The 16,210-nt window shown below is 56.1% G+C and carries 17 protein-coding genes; 9 read left to right on the forward strand and 8 right to left on the reverse strand.

The genetic code is table 11. The annotated features are described in order from the left end of the window. Positions 1-291: 291 nt before the first annotated feature. The 3 genes from NA619_RS05695 to trpC are packed head-to-tail and all read left to right on the forward strand — an operon-like array spanning position 292 to position 2,761. Positions 292-885: an aminodeoxychorismate/anthranilate synthase component II gene (locus NA619_RS05695; protein ID WP_255960808.1), complete on the forward strand. Its 594-nt coding sequence runs from the start codon at positions 292-294 to the stop codon at positions 883-885. After that, on the forward strand, positions 885-1,931 hold the full coding sequence (gene trpD / locus NA619_RS05700) for an anthranilate phosphoribosyltransferase (RefSeq protein ID WP_255960809.1): 1,047 nt from the start codon (positions 885-887) through the stop codon (positions 1,929-1,931). The genes NA619_RS05695 and trpD overlap by 1 nt, the downstream gene beginning before the upstream one ends. Beyond that, on the forward strand, positions 1,928-2,761 hold the full coding sequence (trpC, locus tag NA619_RS05705) for an indole-3-glycerol phosphate synthase TrpC (RefSeq protein ID WP_255960810.1): 834 nt from the start codon (positions 1,928-1,930) through the stop codon (positions 2,759-2,761). The genes trpD and trpC overlap by 4 nt, the downstream gene beginning before the upstream one ends. A 61-nt stretch (positions 2,762-2,822) precedes the next feature. Here trpC and crp read toward each other — a convergent pair whose 3' ends face one another. Continuing rightward, entirely contained in the window at positions 2,823-3,467 is a 645-nt protein-coding gene (crp, locus tag NA619_RS05710; RefSeq protein ID WP_019341348.1) for a cAMP-activated global transcriptional regulator CRP, read from the reverse strand. Positions 3,468-3,685: 218 nt separating this feature from the next. On the opposite strand from crp, the gene NA619_RS05715 reads away from it, so the two are divergent. Then, the gene (locus NA619_RS05715; protein ID WP_255960812.1) at positions 3,686-4,108 is read left to right on the forward strand and encodes an OsmC family protein; all 423 of its coding nucleotides are present in this window, start codon (positions 3,686-3,688) and stop codon (positions 4,106-4,108) included. A gap of 236 nt (positions 4,109-4,344) precedes the next feature. Then, on the forward strand, positions 4,345-5,139 hold the full coding sequence (gene speD / locus NA619_RS05720; protein ID WP_122167365.1) for an adenosylmethionine decarboxylase: 795 nt from the start codon (positions 4,345-4,347) through the stop codon (positions 5,137-5,139). A 54-nt stretch (positions 5,140-5,193) separates the two neighbouring features. Here speD and coq7 read toward each other — a convergent pair whose 3' ends face one another. Both coq7 and NA619_RS05730 read right to left on the reverse strand, forming a co-directional pair. After that, positions 5,194-5,841, reverse strand: a complete 648-nt coding sequence (gene coq7 / locus NA619_RS05725) for a 2-polyprenyl-3-methyl-6-methoxy-1,4-benzoquinone monooxygenase (protein WP_255960813.1) — start codon at positions 5,839-5,841, stop codon at positions 5,194-5,196. A gap of 62 nt (positions 5,842-5,903) precedes the next feature. Then, on the reverse strand, positions 5,904-6,245 hold the full coding sequence (locus NA619_RS05730) for a histidine triad nucleotide-binding protein (protein ID WP_255960814.1): 342 nt from the start codon (positions 6,243-6,245) through the stop codon (positions 5,904-5,906). Between the two features lie 80 nt (positions 6,246-6,325). Here NA619_RS05730 and NA619_RS05735 point away from each other — a divergent pair, with 80 nt between their 5' ends. Beyond that, positions 6,326-7,801: an AAA family ATPase gene (locus NA619_RS05735; protein ID WP_255960815.1), complete on the forward strand. Its 1,476-nt coding sequence runs from the start codon at positions 6,326-6,328 to the stop codon at positions 7,799-7,801. Between the two features lie 32 nt (positions 7,802-7,833). On the opposite strand, the gene NA619_RS05740 is transcribed toward NA619_RS05735, so the two are convergent. From NA619_RS05740 to hemJ, 3 genes are all read right to left on the reverse strand, one after another. Continuing rightward, entirely contained in the window at positions 7,834-8,754 is a 921-nt protein-coding gene (locus NA619_RS05740; RefSeq protein ID WP_255960816.1) for a DUF805 domain-containing protein, read from the reverse strand. Positions 8,755-8,861: 107 nt separating this feature from the next. Further along, on the reverse strand, positions 8,862-9,836 hold the full coding sequence (locus tag NA619_RS05745) for an NAD(P)H-dependent flavin oxidoreductase (protein ID WP_255960817.1): 975 nt from the start codon (positions 9,834-9,836) through the stop codon (positions 8,862-8,864). A 15-nt stretch (positions 9,837-9,851) separates the two neighbouring features. Beyond that, positions 9,852-10,280 (reverse strand): protoporphyrinogen oxidase HemJ, encoded by a 429-nt coding sequence (gene hemJ, locus NA619_RS05750; protein ID WP_255960818.1) that lies wholly within the window; start codon positions 10,278-10,280, stop codon positions 9,852-9,854. A gap of 133 nt (positions 10,281-10,413) precedes the next feature. Between hemJ and argC the strand changes: the two genes are divergently transcribed. Together argC and erpA are read left to right on the forward strand one after the other, a co-directional pair. Then, positions 10,414-11,448: an N-acetyl-gamma-glutamyl-phosphate reductase gene (gene argC, locus NA619_RS05755; RefSeq protein WP_255960819.1), complete on the forward strand. Its 1,035-nt coding sequence runs from the start codon at positions 10,414-10,416 to the stop codon at positions 11,446-11,448. 135 nt (positions 11,449-11,583) lie between these two features. After that, the gene (erpA, locus tag NA619_RS05760; protein WP_122166900.1) at positions 11,584-11,934 is read left to right on the forward strand and encodes an iron-sulfur cluster insertion protein ErpA; all 351 of its coding nucleotides are present in this window, start codon (positions 11,584-11,586) and stop codon (positions 11,932-11,934) included. A 72-nt stretch (positions 11,935-12,006) separates the two neighbouring features. On the opposite strand, the gene NA619_RS05765 is transcribed toward erpA, so the two are convergent. Next, the gene (locus NA619_RS05765; RefSeq protein ID WP_255960820.1) at positions 12,007-13,098 is read right to left on the reverse strand and encodes an anhydro-N-acetylmuramic acid kinase; all 1,092 of its coding nucleotides are present in this window, start codon (positions 13,096-13,098) and stop codon (positions 12,007-12,009) included. Further along, positions 13,099-14,499 (reverse strand): peptidoglycan DD-metalloendopeptidase family protein, encoded by a 1,401-nt coding sequence (locus NA619_RS05770; RefSeq protein ID WP_255960821.1) that lies wholly within the window; start codon positions 14,497-14,499, stop codon positions 13,099-13,101. It abuts the gene before it with no gap. 185 nt (positions 14,500-14,684) lie between these two features. Here NA619_RS05770 and tyrS point away from each other — a divergent pair, with 185 nt between their 5' ends. Further along, the gene (gene tyrS, locus NA619_RS05775; protein ID WP_255960838.1) at positions 14,685-15,884 is read left to right on the forward strand and encodes a tyrosine--tRNA ligase; all 1,200 of its coding nucleotides are present in this window, start codon (positions 14,685-14,687) and stop codon (positions 15,882-15,884) included. Positions 15,885-16,210 lie beyond the last annotated feature (326 nt).

The raw sequence follows: 16,210 nt of genomic DNA on the forward strand, positions 1-16,210 counted from the left end.
GTTCGTTTCTGGTGAGGCTTTGGGCGTGAACGGTATAGTGATAATGTACCGATCAGCCTGAGTACCCTCTACGCAGGTCCGTTAACGAGATATCCAGTGAAGTTCAGCGACTCCCTCCTAATGCGAGTGATTAAAGGGCATGCCCGTTGGCGATGGCGTGCGTGACTCATTGCTCCGAAGACTGCATTGCTTTGACGCTAAGCCCAGCTACAAAAATAGCGGGTACTTAAGCGGGTATCAGGAACAGGCGATTGCAGAGAAGTCTTTGTATATCAATAGGTTGGTGTGAATATGTTGCTGATGCTCGATAACTACGATTCCTTTACCTACAACGTGGTGCAGTACCTCGGCGAACTGGGCGCGGATGTCAAAGTGGTGCGCAACGATGAGCTGAGCGTGGCGGAAATCGAAGCGCTGAACCCCGAACGCATCGTCGTTTCGCCCGGTCCCTGCACGCCGAACGAGGCGGGCGTATCACTGGAACTGATCCGTCACTTCGCTGGCAAACTGCCGATTCTTGGGGTCTGCCTTGGCCACCAGAGCATCGGCCAGGCTTTTGGCGGTGATGTGGTGCGTGCCCGGCAGGTGATGCACGGCAAGACCAGCCCGGTTCTACATGAGAACGCGGGTGTTTTTGCCGGATTGAACAATCCCCTGACCGTCACCCGTTACCACTCCCTGGTGGTCAAGCGCGAAACGCTACCTGACTGCCTGGAGATTACGGCGTGGACGCGCAAGGACGACGGCAGTGTCGATGAGATCATGGGGCTGCGGCATAAGACGCTGAACGTTGAGGGTGTCCAGTTTCACCCCGAATCGATCATGACCGAGCAGGGCCACGAACTGTTCGCCAACTTTTTGAAGCAGACCGGAGGCGTGCGCTGATGGATATCAAGGAAGCCCTCAATCGCGTCGTTGGTCAGCTGGATCTGAGCACCGACGAAATGAAGGCGGTCATGCGCCAGATCATGACCGGTCAATGCACCGATGCCCAGATTGGCGCATTCCTTATGGGCATGCGCATGAAGAGCGAAACAATCGATGAAATCGTCGGTGCTGTGCAGGTCATGCGCGAGCTTGCGGCACCTGTGCACTTCGATACCCATCGCCTGGTGGACACGTGTGGCACTGGTGGCGATGGGATGAACATTTTCAACGTGTCGACTGCTGCGGCCTTCGTGGTCGCTGCCGCGGGCGGCAAGGTCGCCAAGCATGGCAATCGCGCCGTATCGGGCAAGAGCGGTAGTGCTGATCTGCTTGAGGCTGCGGGCGTTTACCTTGATCTCACCCCTGAGCAGGTCGCACGTAGCGTCGATGCAGTCGGCGTCGGCTTCATGTTTGCGCCCGCGCATCACGGCGCAATGAAATTTGCCGCTGGCCCGCGACGAGAGTTGGGGCTTCGCACCCTGTTCAATATTCTTGGCCCGATGTCCAACCCGGCAGGGGTCAAGCACCAGGTACTTGGAGTGTTCAGCAAGGAACTGTGCCGGCCCATGGCTGAAGTGCTGGCCCGCCTGGGTAGCGAGCATGTACTGGTCGTGCACGCGCAGGATGGACTGGACGAAATCAGTCTGGCCGCGCCGACTTATGTTGCCGAATTGAACAAGGGCGAGATCAGCGAATACCGCATTCAGCCGGAGGACTTCGGCATCAAGAGCCAGAGCCTGATCGGTCTCAACGTAGAAGATGCGCAGGGCTCGCTGGTGTTGATCCGAGATGCGTTGGGCCGGCGCAAGACCGAGAACGGTCAGAAAGCCGCAGACCTGATCGTCCTCAACGCCGGTGCTGCGCTTTATGCGGCGGATGTCGCGAGCAGCCTGAAGCAAGGCATCGAGATTGCTCATGATGCGCTGCACACGGGGCTGGCGCGCGACAAGCTCGAAGAATTGGTGTCCTTTACCGTGGTGTTCAAGCAGGAGAGTTCGCAATGAGCGTGCCGACGGTTCTGGAAAAGATCATCACGCGCAAGCGTGAGGAAGTGAGTGAGCGCCGCGGTCGCATCGGATTGGCTGAGCTCGAAACAATGGCGGCCTCGGCGGACCCCGTTCGTGGTTTTGCGCAGAAGATTCAAGAGCAGGTTCGCAGCAAAAAACCGGCGGTCATTGCCGAGGTCAAGAAAGCCTCGCCTAGCAAGGGGGTGCTGCGCGAGGTTTTTCTGCCTGCTGACATCGCCAGAAGCTACGAGGCGGGCGGAGCGACCTGCCTGTCAGTGCTTACTGATATCGATTTCTTTCAGGGCGCCGATGAATACCTGCAGCAAGCTCGTGCAGCCTGCAAGCTACCAGTGATCCGCAAGGATTTCATGGTCGATCCCTATCAGGTGATCGAGGCGAGGGCGCTAGGTGCGGATTGCATCCTGTTGATCGTTGCGGCGTTGGAAGATGGGCAGATGGCCGAACTGGCCGAGGTAGCGAAGGCCCAGGGGCTGGATGTGCTGGTGGAGGTGCATGATGGCGCGGAACTGGAACGGGCCATGCGTCTTGAGACGCCGCTCATCGGTATCAACAACCGTAACCTTCACACTTTTGAATTGAGCCTGGAGACCACGCTCGACCTGCTGCCGCGTATTCCCCGCGACCGACTGGTAGTGACTGAAAGCGGCATCCTTCATCGCGCCGACGTGGAGCTGATGGAAATCAACGAAGTGCACGCATTCCTGGTCGGCGAGGCCTTCATGCGGGCTGAGCAGCCTGGAGTCGAGTTGCAGCGCCTGTTCTTCCCAGGCCGCGCAACGTCGCGGCCGGTGGCTGATCCAGACTGATTGATCTGAACAAAATGAAAAAGCCGGCATGCGCCGGCTTTTTCATTGATGCTCTGGTAACTTAGCGAGTACCGAAGACCACCATGGTCTTACCCTTCACATGTACCAGGCCTTGAGCTTCCAGGCTCTTCAGAACACGTCCAACCATCTCTCTTGAACAGCCAACGATGCGGCCGATCTCTTGACGCGTGATCTTGATCTGCATGCCATCAGGGTGTGTCATTGCATCGGGCTGCTTGCAGAGGTCAAGGAGCGTCCGCGCTACGCGGCCGGTCACGTCAAGGAACGCCAGGTCACCGACTTTGCGTGTGGTGTTGCGCAGGCGTTCGGCCATCTGGCTGCCGAGTGCATAAAGAATGTCTGGGTCCTGCTGCGTCAGTTCACGGAATTTGGCATAGCTCAGTTCCGCTACTTCGCATTCAGTCTTGGCTCGAACCCAGGCGCTGCGTTCCTTTTCCGAACCTTCCTTCTCAAACAGTCCCATCTCGCCGAAGAAATCTCCGGAGTTGAGATAGGCGATGATCATTTCGCGGCCATCATCATCCTCGATCAGGATGGTGACCGAGCCTTTAACGATGAAGAAAAGGGTTTCGCTCCGATCACCCGCATAGATGATGGTGCTCTTGGCGGTATAACGCCGACGATGGCAATGAGCGAGTAGTTTGTCGATGTTCTTGATCTTGGGCGTGAGTGTAATAGCGACCATGCTTTAGTCCCGGAAGATGTGTCCAATAGAAGGCAGTTCTTATTATGTATGACTGAGTTCAAGTTAACAGGCAAAGGGAGCTTAACAGACCCGTCCGGATCGACAACAAAACTGCGACACGAATATCAACTTCGATGCATTCATTTCGTCGGATTGCTGTGTCCAGGTATTGCCAATCGGCGTGATAAGCTTCGTTCCTTTTCAATCGGAGTCTATTGATGAAAGCACGCATTCAGTGGGCCGGCGAAGCGATGTTTCTCGGCGAGTCGGGAAGTGGCCACGTTGTGGTCATGGATGGTCCGCCAGAAAACGGTGGGCGCAACCTAGGTGTTCGCCCTATGGAGATGCTGCTGTTGGGCCTAGGTGGTTGCAGTAACTTTGATGTGGTAAGCATTCTCAAGAAGTCTCGCCAGCCGGTGGAGAGCTGCGAGGCCTTTCTCGAGGCAGAGCGCGCCGATGAGGATCCAAAAGTGTTTACCAGGATCCATCTGCGGTTTGTCGTCAAGGGTCGAGGTCTGAAGGACGCGCAGGTCAAGCGGGCCGTGGAGCTGTCGGCCGAGAAATACTGCTCGGCATCCATTATGCTCGGGCGTGCAGGTGTGGAGATTACTCATGCGTATGAGATCGTCGAGCTGGGCTGAGTAGGCTGCTTGGCGCTATCTGCAGGGCATCGCCCATGTAATCGAGTTCGTGAACACTGGAACCGAGCGTCACCAATCTGCATAATGCGCGCCCCGTTTTTAACGGGGCGTTTCGTAAGAACAGCACAGCCAAGGTCGCAATTGCGAAGAGGTGTCTACGGTCCTACGCAGGTACACAGGTATCTGACGGGCATGCTCAATCACGCGGTAAGCCGCATCGAAGAGAGTCTCCAATGGTGAAAAGCAAACTCAAGCTCCACGGGTTCAACAACCTGACGAAGTCCTTGAGCTTCAATATCTACGACATCTGCTATGCCGAAACTCAAGAAGACCAGCAGGCGTACGTACAGTACATCGATGAACAGTATGACGCGGAACGGTTAACGCAGATTCTCACCGATGTTGTCGACATCATTGGCGCAAATATCCTGAATATCGCCCGGCAAGATTACGAGCCGCAGGGTGCAAGTGTGACGATTCTGATCTCCGAGCAGCCGGTGACGCCAACCGACAGTCAGATCGAGGAGTCGCCTGGTCCGTTGCCAGATACCATCCTGGCGCACCTTGATAAGAGCCACATCACTGTTCACACCTATCCCGAGATTCATCCCGTAGAAGGTATCGCAACCTTTCGAGTTGATATCGATGTATCAACCTGTGGCGTCATTTCGCCACTAAAAGCGCTGAACTATCTCATTCATCAGTTCGACTCGGATATTGTCACTGTCGACTACCGTGTTCGCGGATTCACGCGAGATGTCGAAGGCAAGAAACACTTCATTGATCATGAGATCAACTCGATCCAGAACTATCTTTCCGAAGATACGCGCTCGGCCTATCAGATGACCGACGTAAACGTATATCAGGAGAATTTGTTCCACACCAAGATGCTGCTGAAGGAATTCGAGCTGGAGAATTATCTCTTCGGTGACGCCACCAGCAATTTATCCCCGGAGCAACGCGATCAGGTTGAAGATCGCCTGCGTCACGAGATGCTGGAAATATTTTACGCGCGTAACATGCCGGGCTGAGCACTGCTCAAACAAGAAGGGCGCCAACATGGCGCCCTTTTTTATTAAAGTCGGTCAAATCCGGTAAGTGGTTTTGGTCATCACCTTGGCCATCAGACTCATGCCGAATTTGATTGGCGCCGGAAAGCGCAACCCTCCTGCATCGAGAGCGGCCGTTGAGTGCTGTGCCTCATCGGTACGCATCTGCTCCAAAATAGCCCGCGATTTTTCATCACTGGGTGGGATCTGCTCTAGATGTTCGTCCAGATGCCTGCAGACCTGATCTTCGGTGGCGGCGACGAACCCCAGGCTGATGCGATCGCTGATCAAGCCGGCGGTTGCACCAATGCCGAATGACAATCCGTAGAACACTGGATTGAGCACACTGGTATGACTGCCAAGCTGGTGAATGCGCTGCTCGCACCAGGCCAAATGATCAATTTCTTCGTCTGCGGCACGCTCCATCGCCTCGCGCACTCGTGGCAGTCGCGCCGTCAGTGCCTGCCCCTGATACAACGCCTGGGCGCAGACCTCACCGGTGTGGTTGATCCGCATGAGGCCGGCAACGTGACGCGCTTCGCTGTCGCTAAGCTCTGTCTCGTTCTTCAATACTGCAGGCGTCGGCCGATGCGGTTGGCCGCTGAACGGCAGCAACGTTCTGAGTGCGGCGTCGGCTTGCATCAGCAAGCGATCGGCTGGGGAATATTCGCGATGGTTGGGCATGTTTTCTCCAGGTGATACGGAGCGGCCGGGATGCTAGAGGCTGTCATGGAGCCTTCGGTTAATTAGCCCGGAGGCCAATGCAACTGACGCTGCCCGAGTACGTGCATATGTATGTGGTAGACAGTCTGTCCGCCGAGGTCGTTGCAATTCATGACCACACGAAAGCCATCCTGGCAGCCTTGCTCCACGGCGAGTCGCTGGGCAGTGAACAGTATGTGGCCGGCGAGGGCCTGGTCGTCTTCTTCACTGAGGTCGTTAAGGGTCGCGATGTGCTTTCTTGGAATGACGAGAAAATGCACTGGTGCCTGAGGGGCAATGTCGTTGAATGCGATGACCTGATCGTCTTCGTAAATCTTGTGCGCGGGAATCTCCCCGGCCACGATCTTGCAGAACAGACAGTCCATGGCGTATCTCCAGCGTTGGTACGATCGAAGCAGTGTAACAGGCCATTTTCCGGCTGGTCAGCTAGTACAGGACGTAGCGAATGAAGAACGATATCCGAGACCTGGTTCTGGTGCTCGATTCCAGGACTCGACTGGTGGTGATTGAGTCTTGGGATGAGCAGCGATTATTGGAAACACTCAGCGGCCTGGCTGTAAGGCGCGGGCTGGCGCTTCATCTCTGGTCCCTGACGGAAGGGCTCAGGCATCTTGCGTTTGGCGGTGAGGCGCTGGACGCTGGCGAGAGTTGTTCCGCGGAGGTTGCATTGAGGCGGGTCAAGCATGATCCGCTTGGCAATCTATATGTGTTCTGCGACCTGCATCCTTTTCTCGAGGATCCTTGCTTGGTGAGGCTGCTAAAGGAAATCGCCATGGCGCAGGGGCTGGCGGCGCCCACATTGGTGTTGGTCTCTCACGCGCTCAAGTTGCCACCCGAGGTTCAGCGTCATGCCTCGCGGTTCAGCCTGACTCTGCCGAGCGAAGAGGAGTTGCTGAGTATCGTGCGCGAAGAGGCAACCGTTTGGAGTGATCGGAATCGGGGGGCACGGGTGCGCACCGACAACCGCACCTTGCAGCAGGTAGTGAAGAATCTTCGCGGCCTCAGCCATGCCGAAGCGCGCAGTCTGGCGCACAGCTTGATCTGCGACGACGGTGCTATTACCCAGGACGATTTACCGGAACTCAACCGCAAGAAGTTTGAGCTGCTGGATATGCAGGGAGTGGTCGGTTTCGAATACGAAACAGAGCGCTTCGCTGACGTCGGCGGTCTGCAGAACTTCAAGCGCTGGCTTGGGGAGCGACAAGCCGCATTTCTGAATCCTGGACAGGCTGATATGCCTCGGGGTGTGATGCTCGTCGGAGTACAGGGCGGCGGCAAAAGCATGGCAGCCAAAGCGGTCGCTGGATTGTGGGGGCTGCCGTTGCTGCGCTTGGATTTTGCCTGCTTGTACAACAAGTTTTTTGGGGAGACCGAGCGCAATCTGCGCGAAGCGCTGAAGCTTGCAGAGCAGATGGCACCGTGCGTCCTATGGATGGACGAGCTGGAGAAAGGCCTTGCGACGGGGGAGATGGATGGAGGCGTCAGCCAGCGCGTATTGGGCACGTTGCTGACCTGGATGGCAGAGCGCGAGGCACCGGTGTTCATGGTCGCGACCGCCAATGCGGTGGACCGCCTGCCTCCGGAGCTGATACGCAAGGGGCGCTTCGACGAGCTGTTTTTCGTCGATTTGCCTGATGCACCGACCCGCGCCGAGATTTTCCGCATTCACCTTCTACGCCGCGAGCTGAAGGTGGATACTTTCGAGCTGGCTGCGCTGGCAAGTGCTGCAGATGGATTTTCGGGCGCGGAGATCGAGCAGGTTGTGGTTTCAGTGGTCTATGCGGGGCAGGCGCAATCTCGTGAGCCCAGCCAGACGATGTTGCTGGATTGCATCAGGGCCACCGCGCCCCTCTCAGTCGTCATGGCCGAAAAGCTAGATGGTCTTCGCCGCTGGGCTTCAGGGCGGACCGTAGCAGCGTGAGCGTAAATCCGCTCAGTCGTACAGAGCGAAAGTTATTGGAAGCTTGGTAGGGCGATAGCAGCCAGGATGCCGATGACCGGTACCAGAATCCAAAGCCCAGCGAGTATTTTTACCGCCCGGCTGTTGGGCGGTTGCGGTGCGCCGAAGCGGTTACCGCCGTTGTTGCCCGGCATGAGCAGCATGACTAGGGGAAAAAATGTACCTACTACGGGCACTAGGTTTAACAGCATGAACCAGCCCGACCAGCCCAGATCGTGCAATCGCTGCACGCCGATCTGCACGCTGACGACCAGAAATCCCACGCCGAATATTCCTATGAGAATCACGCCGAGAGGAAAGAATACAGCCAGTGTCATGCTCGCAATCATCCACAGCCCGAAAGCCACAGTCATTAAACTCAATGACCAAGCCAGGTAGCGCAACCGGCCGATCCTGCCTTGAGTGGTGAATACTTTCAGCTCGCCGTGCTCGTCCATTGGCTCCCCAACTGGCGCGCGAGGTGGGGCGTAGGGCTGTGCCGTGGGTAGAGGATTGACTGTTTGCGTCGTTGCAGCTTGCTGTGCCTGTCTTGCCAGGTACTTCTCAATCACTACGCCACAACTGTTGCATTGGATGGAAGTAGGCTGAGCGTGGCCACACTTGGGACATTCCATCGTAGAGATGGTGGCAGGCGTAAGGTTTGAGTCGTCCTCGACCAGAGTCAAGGTCATTCCTGTGTCTTCCTCAAGCACCTTGCGAGCTCTTGCGCCAGAGCGTTCCAGCGCCTGCACGTATCGGTCAGCTTCGGAAGCGCTGAGGTTGCGCTTTATATTGATCGGGCCCGTGCCAAAGAGACGGTCGACTTTTGCTGAGTCGCTTTTGAACAACATCGCCAGATTGCTCCTGACCACGTCCGCAGACATTCCAGGAACAAGCTCGCCGTCGAAGACGATTCTGTATTGCTCGGCGCTCATACAACATCCTTGTTAGCGGGGTAAGTGCCTAGCGTAAAGGGACCCAGTTACACCAACAAGCTGAGGCCGAGCGCTTGGCCTTGGGTCGCTGGGAAATGCGAGTCGCATCACGTTTGCTTCACCCAGCACTCCGATAGTTGCGTGGCGCGAGCATGAGCTGCGCGGTATTCCCTATCGAGACGGGTGATCAATTCTTCCACGCCGGGGAGGTCATCTATCTCGCCCACACCTTGCCCCGCGGACCATACGGTTTTCCAGGCTTTGGCTTCTTCGCTCACCGGTTTGAGCTTCTCGCCGAAGTTCATCGTGCCAGTGCTTTTCAGGCGATCTTCGTCATAGCCCGCCTGCTGCAGGCTCTGGCGAAGAAAGCTAGCCGGGACCCCGGATACCGCAGCCGTGTGGACGATGTCGGCAGCACGTGCATCCAGCAGCATCTGTTTGTAGTCATCCGAAGCCTGGCTTTCCTGAGTGGCGATGAAACGGGTGCCCATGTAGGCCAAGTCAGCACCTATCAGCTGTGCTGCAAGAATTTCGCGACCATGGTTGAGGCATCCTGAAAGCAGTAGCGTTTTGTCGAAGAACTGTCGGATCTCGGCAATCAGAGCGAAGGGGCTCCAAGTGCCTGCATGACCGCCTGCGCCTGCCGCGACAGCAATCAAACCATCAACACCCGTTTCGGCAGCTTTCTCGGCATGGCGGCGGGTGGTTACATCATGGAAAACCAGACCGCCGTAACTATGGACAGCATCTACAACTTCCTTCACGGCCCCTAGGCTAGTGATGACGATTGGCACCCGCTGCTCAATGCATATCGAGAGGTCTGCCTGCAGGCGCGGGTTGCTGTGATGAACGATCAGATTGACCGCGTACGGCGCAGGCCTGTGCACTTGGGAAAGACGCGCTTCGATTTCCTGTAACCAGTCCTTGAATCCACTGCTCTCTCGCTGATTCAGAGCTGGAAAGCTACCGATCACACCGTTGCGACAACACGCGGCCACGAGGGCAGGGTTGGAAACCAGAAACATCGGCGCCGCGACGAGGGGTAGGCGCAGGCGATCTTGGAGGAGTGCAGGCAACGGCATGAGCGATTCCTTAGGTCAGAACGGTTTCACGACTACCAGGATGACGATAGCCAATAACAGCAGCACCGGGGCTTCGTTGAACCAGCGATAAAACACGTGGCTGTGCTTGTTTTCATTCCGCGCAAAACGCTTCATCTGTGCGCCGCAGGCGTGGTGATAGGCGATCAGCAGTACAACCAGTGCAAGCTTGGCGTGCAGCCAGCCCCCAGTGCTGAAGAGTGCAGGGTTCAACGCAATCATGCCTATTCCGAAAACCAGCGTTGCGATCATCGAGGGAATCATAATTCCCCGATAGAGCTTGCGTTCCATGGTTTGGAATCGCTCCCGGCTGACAACGTCGTTGCTCATGGCGTGATAAACGAAGAGCCTCGGTAAATAGAAGAGCCCAGCGAACCAGCAGACAATTGCAACGATGTGTAGCGCTTTAAGCCAAAGATAGAGCATTCGGAAATTCCTTGATGGCGGTTCGGACTGATAGTAGTGGCTCAGACGGCCAAGCGTCATCTGAGAGGTTGGCCCTGACGGCAGCCGCCTTTATCATCGGCGGTATTTATCGTTCCACTGCGCGAGGCAGCTCATGATCAAGGTCGGAATCGTTGGCGGCACAGGCTACACCGGTGTCGAATTGCTGCGCCTGCTGGCACAACACCCCCAGGCCGAGGTGGCCGTGATCACTTCACGTTCCGAGAATGGCGTGAAAGTGACGGACATGTATCCGAACCTGCGCGGCCATTACGACGGACTGATCTTCAGCGTACCGGAGACTGCAACGCTCGGTTCTTGTGATGTGGTCTTTTTCGCAACTCCACATGGCGTGGCGCACGCGTTGGCAGCGGACCTACTTGAGGCGGGCACTCGGGTCATCGACCTTTCCGCTGACTTCCGCCTGCAGGACGCTGACGAGTGGGCCAGGTGGTACGGTCAGCCACATGGCGCTCCGGCACTTCTACCGGAAGCTGTCTATGGCTTGCCTGAAGTCAATCGTGAGCAGATTAAGGGCGCCCGGTTGATCGCTGTGCCGGGTTGCTATCCGACAGCTACTCAGCTGGGCTATCTCCCTTTGCTAGAGAGTGGGTTGGCTGACAAATCGAGGTTGATCGCGGATTGTAAATCGGGGGTGAGCGGCGCAGGGCGAGCGGCGAAAATCGGTTCCTTATTCACGGAGGCAGGTGAGAGCATGATGGCGTATGCCGTGAAAGGGCACCGCCATTTGCCTGAGATCACTCAGGGGCTGCGCCGCGCAGCGGGTGCTGATGTCGGGCTAACATTCGTCCCGCACCTGACGCCCATGATTCGCGGCATTCACGCCACGCTATACGCGACGGTTGCCGACAAGTCCGTAGATCTGCAGGCGCTCTATGAGCAGCGTTACGCCAGCGAGCCGTTCGTCGATGTGATGCCTGCTGGGAGTCACCCTGAAACCCGCAGTGTGCGCGGCGCAAATGTGTGTCGTATTGCGGTTCATCGACCTCAGGGTGGGGACCTTGTCGTCGTGCTGTCGGTCATTGATAACCTCGTCAAAGGTGCCTCCGGTCAGGCGATACAGAACATGAACATCCTTTTTGGCATGGATGAGCGTCTTGGGCTGGGCAATGTGGCCTTGTTGCCGTGACCGCTTTTATTGCGTCTGCAGCTTGGACATGCCGGCATTCGGTTGGCTGGTGATGAATAGTTGACCGATTTCGTAGGAGAAGCCGATAATGCGCCGTCAACGCTGTAATGTGCGCTCCCGCGCCAGGAGAACCAAATGAGTGTCGAATCCTTCACGCCCACCGCGATTCAGTTCAGTCAGGGTGCCGCGAGCAAGGTGAAGAGTCTGGTCGATGAAGAGGGCAACCCGCGATTGAAGTTGCGCGTATTCGTCACGGGCGGCGGTTGCTCTGGTTTCCAATACGGTTTCACCTTCGATGAGGATCTGGCCGAAGATGACACCATCATCGAGCGAGAGGGTGTAAGCCTGGTGGTCGACCCGATGAGCTACCAGTATCTCGCCGGCGCTGAGGTCGATTATCAGGAAGGTCTGGAAGGTTCTCGTTTCATCATCAAGAATCCAAACGCCACGACGACTTGTGGCTGCGGTCAGTCTTTCTCGATCTGATTCCTTCGCTGCAAATAAAAACACCGTGCTCGTGCACGGTGTTCTTTTATATGAATGGCGGTAGCGGGAAGGTCAGGCGGGATAGATTCCGCCGAGTACGCGTAGCCCGCGGGCACCTGTCACGCTTGGTCGATTGGTCGGTATTCCTTCAATGCAGCAATGTGCCAACCAGGCGAACGCCATCGCCTCTATCCAGTCGGGATCTATCCCGTAGGCACCGGTGCTTGTCACCTCGCAGCCGGGTAACAGCGTTACGAGTCGGTTCATCAGAGCGGTGTTGTGTGCTCCGCCACCACAGACAAGTACGTCTTGCGCATTCGGCTGGCTTGCCAGGAGTGATTCGCAGATGCTGCGGGCAGTCAGTTCAAGCAACGTGGCTTGGACATCTTCAGGTGAGATTGTTGGAAAAGAAGCAAGATGGGTTTCGAGCCAGGATAGGTTGAAGAGTTCACGTCCCGTACTTTTAGGCCCTGTGGTGGCAAAGAAACTGTCGCTAAGTAGCTGATCAAGCAGCAGAGCATTTACGCGTCCGGTGGATGCCCAAGCACCCCCACGATCATATTGTTGGCCTTGCTGGTGGCGAATCCATGAATCCATCAGCACGTTGCCGGGTCCGCAATCGAAACCGCGAGCTGCTTCGCCTGGTTGAAGCAGGCTAAGGTTGCTGAAGCCGCCAATGTTCAGTACCGCGCGGACGCGAGTAGGGTCGCCGAAGATGGCTTCATGAAACGCGGGTACCAGCGGGGCTCCCTGGCCGCCTGCTGCCACGTCCCGCCGGCGGAAGTCGGCCACCACACTGATGTTGGTCAGTTCCGCAAGGAGAGCCGGATTGCCGATTTGAATGGTAAAGCCACGATTAGGCTCATGCCTCACTGTTTGGCCGTGACTTCCTATGGCTCGTATCGCAGCCGCGTCGATAGCTGCAGCATGAAGAAGCCTTCCTATACCCTCAGCTGCCAGCTGAGCCCATGCCTGCTCAGCTATGGCGGCACGGGCTAGCTCATCGGGACCGCTCGAGCATAGCGCGAGCAGCTCCTGCTGGAACTGCTGCGGCATCGGCTCGTAGTGCGTGGCTAGTAGTGTTGTTTGGTCTTCCTGCTCGATCAGGGCGAAGTCCAGCCCGTCCAGACTGGTACCCGACATCACGCCAACGTAAAGCGGCATTTATTCGGACTTCATGGCCAGCATCGTTGCTCGTTCTTCATCCATGCGGGCCATCAGCGGCTTGCTCAACTGCATGAAGCGTTGTGTTTCGCCTTTTGCGATGGGGTCGGCCATGGGCAGCTTCAGACCCAGGGGGTCGACATGGACACCGTCTACCTGGAATTCGTAATGCAGGTGTGGGCCGGTTGAAAGGCCTGTAGTACCGATGTAGCCAATGATCTGACCTTGCTTGACGGAGGACCCGTTGCGGACACCTTTCGCGAATCCTTGCATATGAGCGTAGAGCGTGCGGTAGCGATTACCGTGCTGAATGACCACCGTGTTGCCATAACCGCCTTTTCGTCCAGCGAGGAGAACCTTGCCGTCGCCTGCACTTTTGATAGGGGTGCCGTGTGGGGCGGCATAGTCCACGCCTTTATGAGCACGAATTTTGTTCAGGATCGGGTGCTTGCGGCCATTGGAAAAGCGGGAGCTGATACGTGCAAAATCGACTGGCGTACGAATGAACGCCTTACGCATGCTCTTTCCGTCAGCTGTGTAGTAGCTGCTAGTGCCCTGCTTGTTGGTATAGCGTACTGCCGTATAGCTCTTACCACGGTTGGTGAAACGTGCCGCGAGGATGTTGCCGGTACCAACTGGCTCCCCGGCAATCGTCTTCTGTTCGTACACGACCTCGAAAGTATCGCCTTTGCGTATGTCCATGGCGAAGTCAATGTCGTAGCCGAATACATTGGCCAGATCCATGGTCAGGTTATGCGTGAGGCCTGCCCGCTTCGCAGCAAGAAAGAGGCTGCTATCTATTCGTCCATAGGCATACGCTGTGTTTACGTCTGGCTTGAGCTGCTCCTTCTTGAATACGTATCCAGTACTGGATCGTTCAAGCTGCACGTTCTCAAGCTTGTTTAATGGGCTGCGCAGTCTGGCCAAACCGCCTTGCTCGTCCAGCTCAAACTCAAGACGTTGACCAACCTTGAGACGAGCTAGCTGCTTCGCTTCTTTACTGCTAGCGAGCACATCGTGAACAGTCGTTTGTGGAAGGCCCACTTTTGCGAATACGGTTGATAGGGTATCTCCATTAGAAACCACCACTTCTTTCAGGAGAGGATTTGCTGCGGCTTCAGCCTCCTCCACTTCTTCAAGCGCTGAAGATTGGGAGGTCAGCTCCTGAGCGGCTTGATTGAGATCGAACGGGGCTTCAGCTAAAGGGGTCTTCAGCGGTTCTTCAATCGCTGCTGCGATCTCGGCTGCGGTATCGAGGCGAAGATCTAGAAAGGTCTTTTTCGCTTCGACTTCACGAGATGGAAATACAAGGAGTGCCAGGCTCAGAAGCGCAGCTACACCGCTTGCAGCCAGCAGATGGCTTTTCGGGTAGAGAGGTGCTTTAGACTTTGATTTGATCATTAGATATCTTGAAAATGACTGGCGATATTTTGTACAAGGAAAATATCTGTCTAAAATATAACCAAAGCCAAGATGAGGCAACCCTTGAGTTCCGCAGTTCGGGTTCTGGTTCGCGTTCGATTGCGTTGAAATTTCCTGGCTTTCTTGTAAGGTTGGCCGCCTTTATTTCCTCTGTGGGGCCTCCAATGAAGTCGGTTCAAGAGCAGTTGTCAGTGATCAAACGCGGCGCTGACGAGGTGCTGGTAGAGTCCGAATTGGTAAACAAGCTCGGCCGCGGCCGTCCGCTTCGGGTGAAGGCTGGCTTCGACCCTACAGCCCCCGATCTTCACCTCGGCCATACCGTCCTTATTAATAAGCTGCGACAGCTGCAAGATCTAGGTCATCAGGTGGTCTTCCTTATAGGTGACTTCACCGGGATGATTGGTGATCCCAGCGGCAAGAGTGCTACCCGGCCCCCGTTGACGCGGGATCAGGTATTGGAGAATGCAGAGACTTACAAGGCTCAGGTTTTCAAGATTCTTGATCCTAGTAAGACCGAGGTCGCGTTCAACTCCACTTGGATGGATCAGTTGACGCCGTCCGACTTCATCCGGCTGGCATCTCAGTACACCGTGGCGCGCATGCTGGAGCGGGATGATTTCAGTAATCGGTACTCCACCAACCAGCCAATCGCTATCCATGAGTTTCTATATCCATTGGTTCAGGGTTACGACTCGGTGGCCCTGCGAGCGGACGTCGAGCTGGGTGGCACTGACCAGAAGTTCAACCTCCTCATGGGGCGTGAGTTGCAGCGCGCTTATGGGCAAGAATCACAGTGCATCATCACCATGCCGCTCCTTGAGGGGCTTGATGGTGTCAAAAAGATGTCCAAGTCGCTCGGGAACTACGTCGGAATTCAGGAAGCACCGGGCTTGATGTACAGCAAGCTTGTCTCGATGCCTGATGCGCTGATGTGGCGCTACTTCGAGTTGCTGAGTTTCCGCGAAATGGCAGAGATCGAAGAGTTTCAGGCTGACGTGGCGGGCGGCGCCAACCCTCGTGACATCAAGATCAAGCTCGCCGAGGAGATTGTGGCTCGATTCCATGGCGAAGAGGCAGCGGCAACGGCACACCGATCTGTTGGTAATAGAATGAAGGAAGGCGAGCTGCCGGAAGATATTCCGGAAGTTGAACTGCGCGCTGCTGAAGATATGCTTATTGCTTCGGTATTGAATCGCGCGGGTCTCGCAAAAAATGCGGCCGTTGCGCGTGATCTGCTCGCATCTGGCGGAGTGCGTGTAGACGGCGAGGTGATCGACAAGAGCTTCGTTTTCAAGCTTGGCGCGAGTCATGTTTGCCAGGCGGGGAAAAAATCATTTGGTCGAGTTTCCCTTAAACAGGAATAAATCTTAAAACAAGCGTTGACGTGAGTTTTCCAGCACCTATAATGCGCACCTTCTCCGGCGCAGGCCTTGATCGAAACCTTTTGTAAATCAAGAGGTTAGCGAAATTTAAGGCTTGCACGGATGGCAAATTCGAGTAGAATTCGCCGGGCTGACAGGGTGGTGGTTTAGCGCTGTTGGTGGCTTCGGTCAGGTTGATCGGAGGCGGTTGAAAGAGGTGGTTGACAGCGGGTTTAGACGCTGTATGATTCGCCTCCCGCTGACGAGAGACGCTAGGTTGATCGGAAGCGCAAGCGGTTGAGAAGAAAGAAAAACTTCTTCAAAAACAG

Origin of the sequence: Stutzerimonas stutzeri (assembly GCF_024448895.1) — a bacterium.
In the GTDB taxonomy this organism is placed as follows: Bacteria; Pseudomonadota; Gammaproteobacteria; order Pseudomonadales; family Pseudomonadaceae; genus Stutzerimonas; species Stutzerimonas stutzeri_Q.

Excerpts from the sequence above, each read along its gene's own strand:
- NA619_RS05695 (WP_255960808.1), top strand. The coding sequence starts at position 292 with ATGTTGCTGATGCTCGATAACTACGATTCCTTTACCTACAACGTGGTG.
- trpD (WP_255960809.1), top strand. The coding sequence starts at position 885 with ATGGATATCAAGGAAGCCCTCAATCGCGTCGTTGGTCAGCTGGATCTG.
- trpC (WP_255960810.1), top strand. The coding sequence starts at position 1,928 with ATGAGCGTGCCGACGGTTCTGGAAAAGATCATCACGCGCAAGCGTGAG.
- crp (WP_019341348.1), bottom strand. The coding sequence starts at position 3,467 with ATGGTCGCTATTACACTCACGCCCAAGATCAAGAACATCGACAAACTA.
- NA619_RS05715 (WP_255960812.1), top strand. The coding sequence starts at position 3,686 with ATGAAAGCACGCATTCAGTGGGCCGGCGAAGCGATGTTTCTCGGCGAG.
- coq7 (WP_255960813.1), bottom strand. The coding sequence starts at position 5,841 with ATGCCCAACCATCGCGAATATTCCCCAGCCGATCGCTTGCTGATGCAA.
- NA619_RS05730 (WP_255960814.1), bottom strand. The coding sequence starts at position 6,245 with ATGGACTGTCTGTTCTGCAAGATCGTGGCCGGGGAGATTCCCGCGCAC.
- NA619_RS05735 (WP_255960815.1), top strand. The coding sequence starts at position 6,326 with ATGAAGAACGATATCCGAGACCTGGTTCTGGTGCTCGATTCCAGGACT.
- NA619_RS05740 (WP_255960816.1), bottom strand. The coding sequence starts at position 8,754 with ATGAGCGCCGAGCAATACAGAATCGTCTTCGACGGCGAGCTTGTTCCT.
- NA619_RS05745 (WP_255960817.1), bottom strand. The coding sequence starts at position 9,836 with ATGCCGTTGCCTGCACTCCTCCAAGATCGCCTGCGCCTACCCCTCGTC.
- hemJ (WP_255960818.1), bottom strand. The coding sequence starts at position 10,280 with ATGCTCTATCTTTGGCTTAAAGCGCTACACATCGTTGCAATTGTCTGC.
- argC (WP_255960819.1), top strand. The coding sequence starts at position 10,414 with ATGATCAAGGTCGGAATCGTTGGCGGCACAGGCTACACCGGTGTCGAA.
- erpA (WP_122166900.1), top strand. The coding sequence starts at position 11,584 with ATGAGTGTCGAATCCTTCACGCCCACCGCGATTCAGTTCAGTCAGGGT.
- NA619_RS05765 (WP_255960820.1), bottom strand. The coding sequence starts at position 13,098 with ATGCCGCTTTACGTTGGCGTGATGTCGGGTACCAGTCTGGACGGGCTG.
- NA619_RS05770 (WP_255960821.1), bottom strand. The coding sequence starts at position 14,499 with ATGATCAAATCAAAGTCTAAAGCACCTCTCTACCCGAAAAGCCATCTG.
- tyrS (WP_255960838.1), top strand. The coding sequence starts at position 14,685 with ATGAAGTCGGTTCAAGAGCAGTTGTCAGTGATCAAACGCGGCGCTGAC.